Source organism: Nocardia shimofusensis NBRC 100134 (assembly GCF_001613125.1).
In the GTDB taxonomy this organism is placed as follows: Bacteria; Actinomycetota; Actinomycetes; order Mycobacteriales; family Mycobacteriaceae; genus Nocardia; species Nocardia shimofusensis.
On record NZ_BDBT01000005.1, the window covers coordinates 70,484 to 84,762 of the forward strand.

The following is a 14,279-nucleotide window of genomic DNA, read 5'->3' on the forward strand; positions in this document are numbered from 1 at the left end:
AGACCGGCGCCGTTCGCTTCCCGAGCACCCGGACCGCTCACCGCCCGCACCGTTCGTCGAGGAAGTCGGCGATGTGGCCGAAGACGTCCAGGGCGGCGCCGCGGCCGATGAAGGTGTCCAGGTGGCCGTAGGAGGGGACCTCCACGTATCGCACGTCCAGTGCGGGTTCCCGCTCGGCGAGCACCTCGTGACACAGCTTGTTGGCTCCGGGCCACGCCTCGTTGCGGCTGCCCGACAGCAGCAGCACCGGGCAGTCGATGCGGCCGGCGCTGTCGAGAGCGTTCTCGGGCAGCGCCGCATAACGCTCGTCGTCGAGGTTGAACCTGACGACCGCCCTGGCCAGTTCCATCTGCCGCAGGTGCGGGAGCATCGACAACGGGATGGCGCCGAACAGATCGGCCAGCCGGTCGTGGGTGCGGGGGTCGAGGTGGTCGTGTTCGAACAGCTTCGAGCCCATGCCCCAGCCGTGGTGCACCATGCGGCAGGTCGGGTCGGGGCACTCCCCCTTGCGTGAGAGCGCGGCGTAGAGCAGGGTCCGCTTCGACCACAGACCGACCTTGCGGAAGTCGGAGTCCAGGTGGGTGACGCGCCCGCCGATCAATTCGCTGCCGAGCAGCACCCGCACCCGCGACGAGCCGCTCACCTTCGGCGTCAGGAACACCCCCTGGGCGACCACGCCCGCCAGGCCGGGCAGCAGTCCCGCGGTCAGCGCCGAGGCCAGCGCCAGCGCGCCGATACAGTGCGCGACCACGAACAGCGGCCGGTCCCCGATCCGCCGACGAACCTGCTCGACCGCCGCGGGCAGGTCGTAGAGGGCGACGTCGTCGAGGGTGTAGCGGTGGCCGGATTCGTTGTAGGGCAGGCGGCTGCTGCCCCGCCAGTCCAGCAGCCACGATTCGTAGCCGGCGTCGGCGAGCACGTCGGTGACATTGCGGATCTCCGGCAGGTCGAACATCTGTGAGGAGACGCCGTGCCCGTGCACGAAGAGCACGGCGGGCGCGTCGCTGGGCCCCGATCGGCGCAGCATCAGATCGATGCCGTCGGCGGTGCGGAACCGGAATTCGGCATCGGTGCGGTCGTCGCGGCGGGCGGGCAGTCGGTTCGTCATCGGCGGCGTTCCTCTCGCAGGGCACGGCGCAGGTCGAGCAGGTCGACGCCGACCCGCAGCATCGGTTCCATCAGGCTCACACCGAGCTGCCCGCCGAACCAGCTCAGCCACAACAGTTTCGCCAGCCGCTGCTGACGTTCGGGCAGTCGCGGATCCACCCGGATGCCGTCGATCTGATCGGACAGGTAGGTGTGCATCGGCACAGCGATCTCACCGGACCAGCACGCGGGTTCCCCGGCGGGGCCGATCTCTATCAGCTGGGTGCCCAGCTGACGCACGAAACGACGACGAGCGGCGGCGAACTTGTGGCCGGTCAGCCACCAGCTGCGGCCGTCGGCGGCGCGCAGGGTCAGATCGTAGCGCATGATCGGGTGCCGCGACTCGTTGCGCAGCGGCAGGCCGTCGTGCGGGCGGACCACAGCCGTGCCGGTGACGGTGAGCGTTTCGTCGTGCAATGCGGGACAGAATATTTCGCCGCCGATGTCGAGGATGCGCGCGGTGAACGCCTGCGCGCTGTTGGCGATCGACAGGGTCAGTCGCAGATCGCACGGGATGTCGGCCGTGCCGTCGAGGGGACCGACCGACCCGCTGAGGGTTTCGTCGAAGCGCAGGTACGGTTCGCCGCCGGGCGATTCGAGCCCTGCCGTGGCCGCGAGCATCTTGCCGCCTGCCGCCGCGCCGGAGATCGGGGCAGGCAGGCCGTGCGCGGCCACGAAGGCTCGAGTGCGGTCGGCGCGGGAGGGCGGCACGCCCACCATCGCCGCCAGCTGCCGCCGCGCGACCGGGCTCTGCAACACCTGCGCCAGCGACTCCAGTTCGGGAGCGGGTTCCTCGCGGATCGCGCGGACCACGTCGTCGCACCAGTTCTCCCAGTGCTGTACCCGCACCCCGAGACCCCCGAGCGTGGTCCTGGCGACGATCTGCTCGAGCGAGGTCGGCTCGCCGGTCAGGTGATAGGTGTGTCCCCAGGCGCTCGGCCGCGTGACGATCTGCGCGGCCACCCGGCTCACCCAGTCCACCGGCGCGCCGTTGAGATACCGGAAGCCGGGCACGGTGCGAAAACGCAGCAGGGCGGCGGTGATTCCGCTGTTGAGGTCACGCGGATTGTGCGCGCCGGTCTCCGGATGGGTGCCGATCCCGCCCGGACGCAGGATCGTCACCGTGAGACCGTGCTCGCCTGCCCGGCGCAGGATCGCCTCGGCGGCCCACTTGGAGCGGTCGTACCCGATCGGCAGCGTCGCCACGGGCGCGGTCGGATCATCCTCCCCCAGCGACTCCGACTCGACGCCGTTGAACACCGCCAGCGAGGAGATGTGATGTATCGGCTTGGATCTGCCGGTGCAGGCGAGTTCGGCGAGGGTGAGCGGGCCGAGGACATTCGTGCGTCGCAGCGAGGGGTATCCGCGCAAAAAGTCCACCGCGGCCGCGGCGTTGACGATCGAATCCACCTGTGCCGCAGTGGTTTCCCACAGCACGTCGGACAGTCCGAGCCGGGGCTCGCGCAGATCGCCGGCCAGCGGCGTGACCCGGCGCAGGACCTCGCGCGACGACGGCAGAGCGAAGCGCCGCAGCGCCTCGATCAACCGCTGACTCGCGGCGTCCTCGTTCTCGGCCCGGATCAGGCACACGACGTGGGCGTCGCTGTGCCGTAACAGGTCGAGCAGGAGGTGACTGCCGAGGAAACCGGTCGCGCCGGTGAGCAGGATGCGCCGGGGCGTGACCCGCTCCGCCGGGGTGACCAACGGGAGCCTGTCCGCGCCGGAGAGATCGGTGAAGAGCTGGGCGAGATCATCGGTGTCGACGTATCGCGCTGCGCCACCGTCACTTCCGAGGCCACCGTCACCATCGGTGTCTCTGCCGGCAGCGCTTCCCGTGCTGCCGGACTCCGCGCTCTTGCCCTCCGCGCTCTTGCCCTCCGCGCTCTTGCCCTCGGTGCCCTTGCCCTCGGTGCCGATGCCGTCACCGGCGCGGCGACCGAAGGCGCCGTGGCCGACTTCGCCGGTCTCGAGATCCGCGCCTGCTACCACGCCGCCATTGCCGGGCGCGGTGACAGTCGGGTCCGCCAGCCACCGCTGCGCCAGCCTGCGTGGGCGCGCGTCGAAGAAGACAGTGTCCAGATCGAGGTGGACGCCGAGTTCGCCCGCCAGTGCGGCGACGAATTCGACGGCGGCCAGCGAGGTGCCACCCGCGTCGAAGAAGTCGGTGTCGGGGTCGAGCGGAGTGGCGCTGAAGCGGTTGGCCAGCCCGGTGATCGCCGCGGCCAGCGCCGGCAGATCCGTGGGGGGATTCGATGAAGCATTCGGTTCGGCAGGTGCGGCCGAACCGTTCTGCTCGGCGACCGGGTCCGCTGTGGATGTGGCGCCGGGTGCCTTCGGTACGGGGGCGCGGGTGCCGGACGGGGGCGACGCGCTGCCCCCGACGCCGGTGCGGGCGAGCAGGGCGGCGACATCGAGTCCGGTTCCGCGTTCCAGGGATTCGCCGCGCGCGCGACGGTCCGGGGCGGAGTCGCGGACCGGGGCGGGTTCGGCCGTGTCGGTCACGGGGTCGTCTCCTCCTCGTGCTGGTCGATCGCCGTCCAGGATCGGAATTCGCGCAACCGCTGGGGCGCGACAAAGGCGTCGAGCGTTTCGTCGTGCCGGGCGAGGCCGGCGAGGCGGGCGATCAGACGGCGGGCGGGGGTGTTGCGGGCGGTGTGTTCGACCCGTATGCGCACTGTCGCGCAGTCGAGCGTTTCGGCCCGGTCGGCGAGCCAGGCGAACAGGCGCTCCTCGACACCGCGGCCGAGGGCACGGCAGCTGAGGTGCCAGCCGGTGATCATCAGGGTCCCGTCCTCGACGCGCAGCGCGAGCACAGCGATGAGGCCGTACTCGCCGAAGCGATCGCGGGCGGTGGCGGTCCAGAGCTCTCCCTCGGTGCGCCAGCGGTCGAAGTCGTCGGGTCCGGCGGGTCCCAGAGTGAACTGGTTGGTTCTGCGGACGAGCTGGCGGGCCCGCTCGCCGGTCTGCTCGGTCAGCTCCTCGATGTCGACCTCGAGACCCAGTTGTTCCAGGAACGCGCCGAATTCGGTGCTCGCGCGAGCGTCGTCGCGTTCCCGCTCCTGGCGGTAGTAGTCGGCGCGGGCGCGGTCCTCGGCGGTGGTCGCGACCGGGGTCATCGGCCACAGTCTGGTCAGGAAGGCGGGCAGGTCCTCGGCGGGCGGGCAGGTGACCGACAGGACCTCGGGCAGTGCCGCGCGCATCCGCGCCACCTCGACGGGATTGTCGTCGAGGTAGCAGAACTCGGCGAGACCGAGATTCAGGGTGCGGGCCAGTTCCGCCACGCGAGCCGGCTTGTCCTCCCAGCCCGCGGAGACGGCGGCGAAATCGTCGTAGCGCAGGGGGCTGTCGGCCCGGTCGAGGATCGTGCGCACGACGTCGTCGTCGTTGTTGCTCACCAGCGCGAGCACAGTTCCGGCCGCCCGCCACTGCCGCAGGCGATCGGTCAGCGCGAACCGCGCGTCGTCGAAAACAACCGCATCCGCGCCGATTTCACCTGCGATACCGCTCCACAGGGTGTCGTCGCCGTCGACGACGATCACCTTCGGAGCGGGCTCGGTCACCGCGGCGACGGTGTCGGCGAGCGTGAGCGCCACCGCCGCCTGGAATTCGGCGGTGAACGGCAGGTGAGCCAGGATGTCGGTGCGCTCGTCGAAGACGGCCGCCACGGCGTGGCGGCGAGTCCATTCGGCCGTGTCCAGCAGCGCGACGCCGGGGATGTCGCGCAGCAGGTCGGCGATCGTCCGTTCCCAGTCGAGCAGGCGCCGGGCGGGCTCGTGCGAGGGCAGGATGCCGACGATGATCGGCCCGCGGGTCCGCTCGGCCACCGCACGCACCGCCGTCGGGTACTCCTCGGCCAGTTCGGCGAGCAGTTCGTCGGTGAGTGCGCCGAACCGTTCCAGATCCGCCGCGCGCAGCAAGGCGATGCCCAGTGCCGTCGACGGCTGCGCGAACACCCCGGACGGGTCGCGCAGGGCGGCAGCCAGATGGTGATAGGGCGCTTCGGCGACCGTGATCGGCGCGCTCTCGGCCGAGGCGGCGCCCAGCAACTCGGGGATCCTGCCGAGCGCGAATGTGGCGCCGAGGGCCGCGCGCACCGTCGCCGTGGGCGTGTCGTCGGCCGCGACCGAGGCGGGCGCACCCGGATCGGCCACCACGGCGGCGACCGTCGCCAGGTACTGCGTTCCCAGTTCGGTGCAGGCGGCCTCGTCGAGGATGTCGGTGTTGTAGGTCAGCCAGACCTGTCCGGTGTCCGGCAGCACCGCCACCATCAGGTCCAGGTCGGAGTATCCGGTGCTCACCGGGACCAGTTCGGCCCGGCCGGACGCCGAAGGCGCGCGCAGGTAGTTGAAGTACACCTCCACCATCGGCGCGTTCTCGCGATAGAGCCCCTGGGCCGCCAGCGCGGCCAGCACATCGCCGAAGCCCGCGCCCGGCACGAGCAGCCCGCGCAGCCGCTCACCGGTGCGGCGCAGCACATCGGAGACCGCCTCGCCCGGCTCGATCGCGGCCGGGAACGGCACGGGCACACCGAAATAGCCGACCGCGCCGACGGCGTCGGCATGCATGCGGGTGTCCACCGGCACCGCGAGGGCGAACCGGTCGGCGCCGCTGCGCCCGGCCAGGAATACCGTGAGCGCGCCGAGGAACACCGCCGCCGGGGTGACGCCCAGTTCCCGCGCCCGCTCGGCCACCCGGTCGTGCAGATCGGTGGGCAGAGCCAGCGCGAGAGCGCCCGCGCCGTAGGTACGTTCGGCGGGGCGGGCCGATCCCAGCTCGAGCCGCCGAGCGCCGGCGAACGCCTCCCGCCATCGCCTGACCGCCTCGTCCGCTTCGCCCGGCTTGTTCGCCTGGGCCGAGAGCAGTTGGCGCATATCGCGATTCGTCGGCGCGTCGGCCAGCGGGCCCGCACCGGACAGTTCGGCGGCGAGTTCCCCGGCGACCAGCAGAACCGACTGCACATCGCTCATGCTGTGGTGCGCGCCGATGAGCAGAATCCGGCCGCTCGCGCCGCCGTCGAGCAGTTCGAACCGCCACAGCGGTCCGGTCGCCAGATCGAAGGGCCGCGCCATGAGTTCCCGGAAGTGCGCCGCGGCGACCTCGTCGTCGAGACGGTCGAGTTCCCGCCATTCGCCGACCACGCCGGATTCGCGGGTGATCGCCAGTTGCCTGCCGTGCTCGTCGCTCGACCGGATGGTGGTGCGCAGAGCGGCGTGCCGGTTCGCGAGTGCGGTAAGGGCGCGCTGGAATTCGGGTCGGGTGACGGTGACCGGCAGGCGCAGGGCCAGACCGCCGGTCTGGGCTGCGCTGGGGATGCCGAGTTGCTCGGTGCGCAGCAGCCGCACCATGTCCCTGGTCAGCGGCAGGGTCTCGAGGTCGGGCACTTCGGCGGGCGCCTCGGCGGCGGGGGTGTCGGAGCGCTCGTCGCCGTGGTTCTGGTCGCGGACCTGGTCGAGGAGGTAGCCGGCCAGCGCGGTCGGATCGCTGTCGGCGAGGATGGCGCCCAGCGGAACCACGATCCCGGTGTGTTCGCGCACCTTGTTGCGCAGTTCGACCGCCATGAGCGAGTCGAGGCCGAGGCTCTGGAAGCTCTGGTCGAGCGCCACGGTCTCGCTGCCGTCGTGGCCGAGTACCTGCCCGGTCCATTCCGCGACCGCGGTCCGCGCCAGTTCGGCGGCCTCGGCGGGTGAAGCGCTGCGCAGGCGTTCGGCGAACCCGGTACCCGCCGTGGTCGCCGCCTGCCCACGGTCGGCCGCGGCGCGCCGCGCGGATCCGCGCACGAGTCCACGCAACAACGAGGGGAGTTCGGGCGCGTGCCGCAGCACCCCGGCGTCGAGCAGTAGCGGGACGACGATCGGCTCGTCCTCCCGCAGCGCCGCGTCGAAGCAGGCCATGCCCTCGGGCACCGAGAACGCCCGCACACCCGCGCGGGTGATCCGCCGGATGTCGGCCTGGGACATGTGCTCGTGCATATCGACCTCCCAGGCGCCCCAGGCCAGTGCCTGCGCGGGCAGTCCGAGGCGACGCCGGTGCACGGCCAGCGCGTCGAGGTAGGCGTTGGCCGCCGCGTAGTTGGCCTGTCCCGGCGTGCCGAAGAGGCTGCCCGCGGCGGAGAAGAGCACGAACAGCGACAGGTCCCGGTCGGCGGTGAGTTCGTGGAGATAGTGCGCCGCGTCGACTTTCGGGCGGAGCACGGCATCGAGTCGCTCCGGGGTGAGCGTGCCGAGGGTGCCGTCGTCGAGCACGGTGGCGGCGTGCACGACACCGGCCAGGGGCAGGTCTGCGAGCAGGTCCGTCAGGGCGGCGCGGTCGGTGATGTCGCAGCGCGCGAAACGTACCCGGACGCCGCGGCGGGTCAGGTCGTCGTGCAGCGCGTGCCCACCGGGTCCGTCGATGCCGCGGCGGCTGACCAGCACCAGGTCACGCGCGCCGTAGGCATCGGCCAAGTGCAGGGCCAGGGCGGAGCCCAGCCGCCCCGGCGCGCCGGTGATCAGCACCGCGCCGTCGCCGATCTGCTTGCGGCCCAGGGCATTGCTCGCGGGTTCCGGCAGCCCGGCCAGACGCGGCACGTAGGCCACGCCGTCACGCACCGCCCACTGTGGTTCGTCGCTCGCCACGAGCGCGGTGAGCTCCGCTGCCGACAGAACCGAGCCCCCTGGCCCGGCCGCAGGGCCGGCCTGGGCGCCACCCGACGACACACCGGCCTCCGTGCCCTTACCGGGGCCATCGGAGCGGCGGCCTGGTTCCGTGGGCACACCCGAGCTGTCCGCCAGGACGATCCGGCCGGGATTCTCCGATTGCGCCGAACGCACCAATCCCCAGACAACCGCACCCGCCGGGTCGGGGCCGTCGTCGCCGGGCAGCGCGACCGCCCCCGTGGTCTGCACGACCACGATGCTGCGTTCGAAGCGGGGATCGCCCAGGATCTGCTGCAGGGCGGCGAGCATGTGTTGCGCCGCGGCGTGTGCGTGGCTCGGCGAATCACCGGTGCGGGCGGGCACGACGACGATATCGGCGGGCCGAGGGTCCTCGGCGTCCCAGATGCGCACGGTGCGTGCCGGATCCGGCGGCGGAAGCCGGCGCGCAGTCCACTGCACGGTGAACAGCCTGCGGTGTGCGGGCGCGAGCGCGGCGGCGTCCCAGTGCACGGCATCGACCGGACGCGACAGCACCGATCCGACCGAGATCACCGGACGACCGCCGCGATCGGTGGCGGTGAGGGCGATGCTGTCCGGCCCGGATCGGGTCAGCCGCACGCGCAGCGCGGTGGCGCCGGAGGCCGTCAGGGTCACATCGCTCCACACGAACGGCAGCAGAGCGCTGCCGGTGTTCGCGGAGAACAGCGTGGTGGCGTGCAGGGCCGCGTCGAGCAGCGCCGGGTGGATGCCGAACTTCGCGGCGTCCGCGTGCGCGGCCTCGTCGAGTTCGATCTCGGCGTAGAACTCGTCGAGATACCCGCCGCCGCCGTTCGATGTTGCGCCGTCGTCGCCACCGTCACGACGACCGTCGTTACCTGCCCGGGCGCCAACCGGGCCTGCACTCGTGGTCGGGCCGCCGCCCTGGACACGCCAGACCGCGCGCACTGCTCGGAACAGGGGTCCGTAGTGATGGCCGCGGGCCGCCAACGTCGCATACAACTCGCCTACGTCGACGGGGACGGCCCCTGTGGGCGGCCACGTCGACGAATCCATCGCTGTCGCGGCATTTTCCGACCACGTCACCGGCGGACTGGCGTCCTCTGACGACCGCGCTCGAGCCGTCACCAACTCTCCGAGCGGCCGCGCCAACGGGGTCGCGAGTTCCTCGGCCAGCCGGCCTTCGGCGTGCAGCGTCCACGCCGGATCGGGATCGCGGTCCTCGCGCCCGTAGATGCGGACCGTGCGCCCGCCGTCATCCTCATCCGCGCCGACCACGACGTGCACCCGCACGGCGTCGCGTTCGGGCACCAGCAGCGGAGCGCGCAACACCAGCTCCCGCACCACCGGCGCGCCGACTTCGTCACCGGCCCGCACGGCCATCTCGACCAGCGAAGCACCCGGCATCAGCACCGTGTTCGGCCCCGCGTGATCGCTCACCCAGGGCTGCTGCCCGCGCGAGATCCGCCCGGTCAGCGTCACTCCGCCGGACTCAGGGTTCGGCACCGCCGCGCCGAGAATCGGATGGGCGAGGGATTCGTCGGGACCGAGCGCGCCGCCGTGGCGGATGGGATCGGTCCAGAACCTGCGCTCATCGAAAGCATAGGTGGGCAGATCGACTCGGCCGGACTCCGGAAGCAGTGCGGCCCAGTCGAGTTCGTGTCCCGCCACATACAGGGCGGCACGGGAGGCGGCCAGGCAGGCCGGTCCGTCCTGATCGCGCACCAGCGACCCGACCGCCACCACCTCGCGGCTCCGATCCTCCGACACGGACTGGACGGCGGCGGTCAGCGACGGATGCACGCCCATCTCGACGAAGTAGCGGAATCCGTCATCGATCATCGCCTCGATCGCGGCGGCGAAGCGAACGGTCTCGCGCGCGTTGCGATACCAGTACTCCGGCGCGATCGGCTCGCCGTCCACGGGCCTACCGGACACTGTCGAATACCACTGCGTCACCGGCGGATTCGCCGTCATCTCGGACAGTTCCGCGGTCAGCGGCTCACGGATGGACTCGATCAGGCGACAGTGCCCGGCGAAACCGGGACCGGACGCGCCGAGCCGGGTGTAGACACCGGCCTGGTCCAGTTCGGCCAGCAGTTCGTGCACCGCGGTCTGCTCACCGGCCACGACGGCCGAACGGCCGACATTGACCGCCGCGATCGAGATCCGGCCGTCGAAAGCCGCCAGCCTGTCGGCGACCTGCTCCTCGGGCAGGCCGACCACCGCCATCGCCCCCGGCTCGGAGATATCGCTCATCAACCGGCTGCGGGTGACGATGATGCGGGCGGCATCGCCGAGTTCGAGCACGCCCGCGCAGTAGGCGGCGGCGATCTCCCCCTGGCTGTGCCCGACCACCGCGTCCGGAACGACGCCTGCCGCGCGCCACGATGCGGCCAGCGCGGCCATCGTGGCGAACAGCAGCGGCTGCACGACCGGGAAGTCGATCAGGTCCGCGGCGGTCACGTTCGTGAGGCGGTCCGCGAGCGACCAGCCGAGCAGCGCGGCGAACTCCTTGTCGCAGTGCAGGTATTCGGCTCGGAAGTCCTCGTCGCGCTCGAGCAGATCGCGTGCCATGCCCACCCATTGGGTGCCCTGCCCCGGGAACACGAACGCGGTCTTGGCGTTGGTGAGCACCGCGCCGGTGCCCACGACCGCACGGGCAGACCCGCGGCCCTCGACCAGATCGGTCAGCCCGCTCAGCATCTCGTCGCGATCGGCCGCGATCACCACCGCGCGCCGCTCGAACCGGGTGCGCTCGAAGGCCAGCGAGCGGGCGATCGGCCCCGGCTCGAGCGTCGGATCGCCGAGCACCAGATCGCGCAACCGCTGCGCCTGGCCGAGCAGGGACGCCTCGCTGCGCGCCGAGATCGGCAGCAGCAGGACCCGTCCGGCGTCGGGCTCCGGCGAGGAAGCCGTCGCCTCCGAACGAACACCGCTCTGCGCGGACACACCGTCGGCTCGGGGCGTGCCGCCGACCAGGATCGCAGCGCCCGGCGCAGACGCCGGCGGCGCCTGCTCGAGGATCAGGTGCGTATTGGTGCCGCTGAGGCCGAAGGCGCTGACCGCGGCACGACGCGGACGCGATCCCGCGGGCCACGGCATCGGCTCGCCTTGCACCGCGACTCCACTGTGTTCCCAGTCGACATGCGGCGAGGGCACGCGGGCGTTCAGCGTGGCGGGGATGCGCTCGTGCTGCAGGGCCAGCACCAGTTTGATGATGCCCGCGACACCTGCCGCGGCCTGGGTGTGACCGAGGTTGGATTTGAGCGATCCGATGCCCAGCGGCCGTTCGGGGTCGCGGCCGGGACCGTAGACCCGGGCCAGGGCGCGGGCCTCTATCGGATCGCCGAGCGCGGTGCCGGTGCCGTGCGCTTCCACGTAGTCGATGTCGTGCGGCGAGAGTCCCGTCACGCGCAGCGCGGAGCGGAGCACCTGTTCCTGCGCGGCACCGTTCGGCGCGCTCAGTCCCTGGCTGCGGCCGTCCTGATTGACCGCGGATCCGCGAATGACCGCGAGCACCCGGTCACCGTCGCGGCGGGCGTCGGCGAGGCGCTTGAGCATGATCATGCCCGCCCCCTCGGCCCACACCGTGCCGTCGGCCTCGGCGGAGAACGGCGCGCACCTGCCGCGCGGGGAGAGCACGCCCAGCCGGGACAGTTCGATGTGCGGGGTCGGCGACATGAGCAGGGTGACCCCGCCCGCGAGCGCGGCATCGCACTCCCCCGCGCGCAGTGCCTGCACCGCTTGGTGCACGGCCACGATCGAGGAGGAGCAGGCGGTGTCCACGCTGACCGCCGGGCCGTGCAGGCCGAGGGTGTAGGAGATGCGCCCGGAGGCGACGCTCGGCGAGAGTCCGGTGCCGACTTGGCCGTTCAACTGTTCGGGAGCCGGGTCGGCGAGATAGCCGGTGCTGTAGAGGCCGAGGTAGACGCCGGTCTGGCTGCCGTGCAGGGTGCGCGGATCGCGGCCGGAGCGTTCGATCGCCTCCCAGGCCAGGTGCAGCATGATGCGCTGCTGGGGATCCATCACGGCGGCTTCGCGGGGGCCGATGCCGAAGAAGGCGGCATCGAACATGTCGAGCCCGTCGATGTAGCCGCCGCGGAAGGTGTAGGCGCGGCCGGGGGCGGAGGTGTCGGGGTCGTAGAGTCCGTCGATGTTCCAGCGCCCGGCCGGGAGGTCGGTGATCCCGTCGGCATTGCCGTCGAGCATGCGCCACAGCGCCTCCGGCGAATCCACCGAGCCGGGGAAGCGGCACGACATCGACAGGATCGCGACAGCGTCGTCGTCAGCCTCGCCGCCCGCTTCCCGCCCATCCTCGGGTGGATCGGATTCCACTGTTGTGGTCGGCTTTTCGGGCGCCTTCGCCGCGGTCTCCACCGGTGCGGTCGAAGCGGGAGCGAGGGTCGCGGCGACACCGGCGATGGTGGGATGATCGAAGAACAGATTCGTGTCGAGGAACCTCCCGGCGAAATCGGAGAGGTCGACCACGAGCTCCACCAGATCGGCCGAGCCCAATCCGAATTCCACCAGCGGACGGTGTGCGTCGATGCGTTCGGGGTCCAGCTCGGCTTGCCGGGCGATGGCCGTCACCAGCCAGGAGCGGATCTCCTCCGCCGTCGGGCCCGCGCCTGGCCCGCCCTTCTCGCGCCGGTCCCCGCCCGAGGCGGCCTCTTCGGAATCCCCCGTGCCGTAGCCGGATTCGGCGAATGTGTCGTCCTCCATGGTGTCGTAGTCGTCGAGTTCGTCCTCGGGCGACCGGATCGGGGCGGCACTCAGGGCGAGCAGTTCCCCGGACAGGTACGCCGCGCGGCAGGCCGAGCGCTGGATCTTGCCGCTGCTGGTCTTGAACATCGTCGCGGGCCGGATCAGCACGACCGCGGCGAGCGCGAGCCCGTGTTCGGTCGTGATCGCCGCGCGCACCGCGCCCTCGATCTCGGCGAGCACGGCGGGATCGTCGCCACGCACCTCGGCGACCACGACCGGCTGTTCCCCGTCGATCCCGATGTCGACCGAGAAGGCGGCGACGCACCCGGCGCGAATGCCCTCGTGCGCGCTTTCGACGGTGGCCTCGATGTCCTGCGGATAGTGGTTGCGCCCGTCGACGATCAGCAGGTCCTTGCGCCGTCCGGTGACGAAAAGCTGTCCCGCCGAGAAGAATCCGAGATCACCGGTGCGCAGGTAGCGCAGATCGTCGCCGGGCAGAGTCGCGCCGGGCAGAGTCGCGCCGAACACCTCGGCGCTCGCCTCGTCGTCGCGGAAGTATCCCGCCGCCACGCTTCCGCCTGCGACCCAGATCTCGCCTTCGACGCCCTCGTCGAGCCGACGGCCTTCCCCGGGATCGACGATGGCGACCGCCATACCGCCGACCGGCCGTCCGACCCCGGTCAGCTCCACTTCGCGCGCGCCGGGAAGGTCGCTGGGCACGACACCGAAGACCGGTGGCGCGGACACCTCGGGCGCGGTCACGATGAGCGTCGCCTCGGCCAGTCCGTAGACGGGGTGGTGCGCTTCGGGCCGGAACCCGGCCGGGGCGAAGGTCTCGGCGAACCGGCGCACGGTGGCGGGCCGCACCGGCTCGGAGCCGTTGAACGCGACCCGCCACCGGCTCAGGTCCAGCGATTCGAGCTGTTCGGGCGTCACCCGGCGCACACAGAGTTCGTAGGCGAAGTTCGGGCCGCCGCTGGTGTGCGCGCCGAACTCCGAGATCGCCCGCAGCCAGCGGTGCGGGCGCTGCAGGAAGTGCAGCGGCGACATGAGCACCGAATGCGCCCCGAGATACACCGTCTGCAGCAGCGGCGCGATCAGGCCCATGTCGTGATACATCGGCAGCCAGCTGGCGAACAGGGCGCCGTCCCACGATTCGATCAGATCGCGGTCGTGACCGAGGCCGACGGCGAGCGCGTCCTGGTTGTGCAGCAGATTCGCGTGCGTCAGCATCACGCCGCGCGGCGCGCTGGTCGAGCCGGAGGTGTACTGGAGGAAGGCGAGCGAATCCGGACCGATGTCGGGTTCCTGCCAGCGAACGGCCTCGTCCGAGGCGATGTCATCGGTGGCGAGCCATTCGATCCCGGCCAGTTCGGGGATGTCGGCGCACAGCGCGAGAATGTCGTCGACGACCCGGCGCGGGGCGAGCACCACGTCGACATCGGCGTGCGCGACCATCCGCCGCAGCCTGCGCAACGACCGGGTCTCCCATTCCGGCAGCGGCGCGGGAACGGCTACCACGCCCGCGGCCAGGCAGCCGAAGAACGCCTCGGCGAACTCCGGGCCCGCCGGGTAGAGCATCAGCGCCCGGCGGGCGCCCGACTCCTGCAGCACCGCTCCGATCGCCTTGGTGCGCAACCCCAGATCGCCGTAGGTCAGTGCTCTGCTCGGCCCCTCGACCTCTCCCTCGTCGAGGAACCGGTAGACCGGCTCATCCGGCCGAGATTCGACCTGGCCGAACAGTTTTCCGACGAAAGTGTTACGCACGAGTTGAGTCCTGACGTCCGGTCCGTG

3 protein-coding genes are annotated in these 14,279 nt (G+C 71.5%); all 3 read right to left on the reverse strand.

Features of this window, described 5'->3' with window-relative positions; translation table 11 throughout:
• Positions 1 to 37 precede the first annotated feature (37 nt).
• From NS3_RS07285 to NS3_RS07295, 3 genes are read right to left on the reverse strand one after another with little or no spacing between them, the layout of a single operon-like run.
• Positions 38 to 1,108 (reverse strand): alpha/beta hydrolase, encoded by a 1,071-nt coding sequence (locus tag NS3_RS07285; RefSeq protein ID WP_067855664.1) that lies wholly within the window; start codon positions 1,106 to 1,108, stop codon positions 38 to 40.
• Positions 1,105 to 3,648 carry a thioester reductase domain-containing protein gene (locus NS3_RS07290; protein ID WP_067855666.1) on the reverse strand — a complete coding sequence of 848 codons (2,544 nt, stop codon included), beginning with the start codon at positions 3,646 to 3,648 and terminating at the stop codon, positions 1,105 to 1,107. Before NS3_RS07290 ends, NS3_RS07285 begins: the two co-directional genes overlap by 4 nt.
• Positions 3,645 to 14,252 carry a type I polyketide synthase gene (locus NS3_RS07295; protein ID WP_067855669.1) on the reverse strand — a complete coding sequence of 3,536 codons (10,608 nt, stop codon included), beginning with the start codon at positions 14,250 to 14,252 and terminating at the stop codon, positions 3,645 to 3,647. Before NS3_RS07295 ends, NS3_RS07290 begins: the two co-directional genes overlap by 4 nt.
• Between the last annotated feature and the right edge of the window lie 27 nt (positions 14,253 to 14,279).

Coding starts and splice junctions, on each gene's coding strand:
- NS3_RS07285 (WP_067855664.1), bottom strand. CDS start 1,108: ATGACGAACCGACTGCCCGCCCGCCGCGACGACCGCACCGATGCCGAA.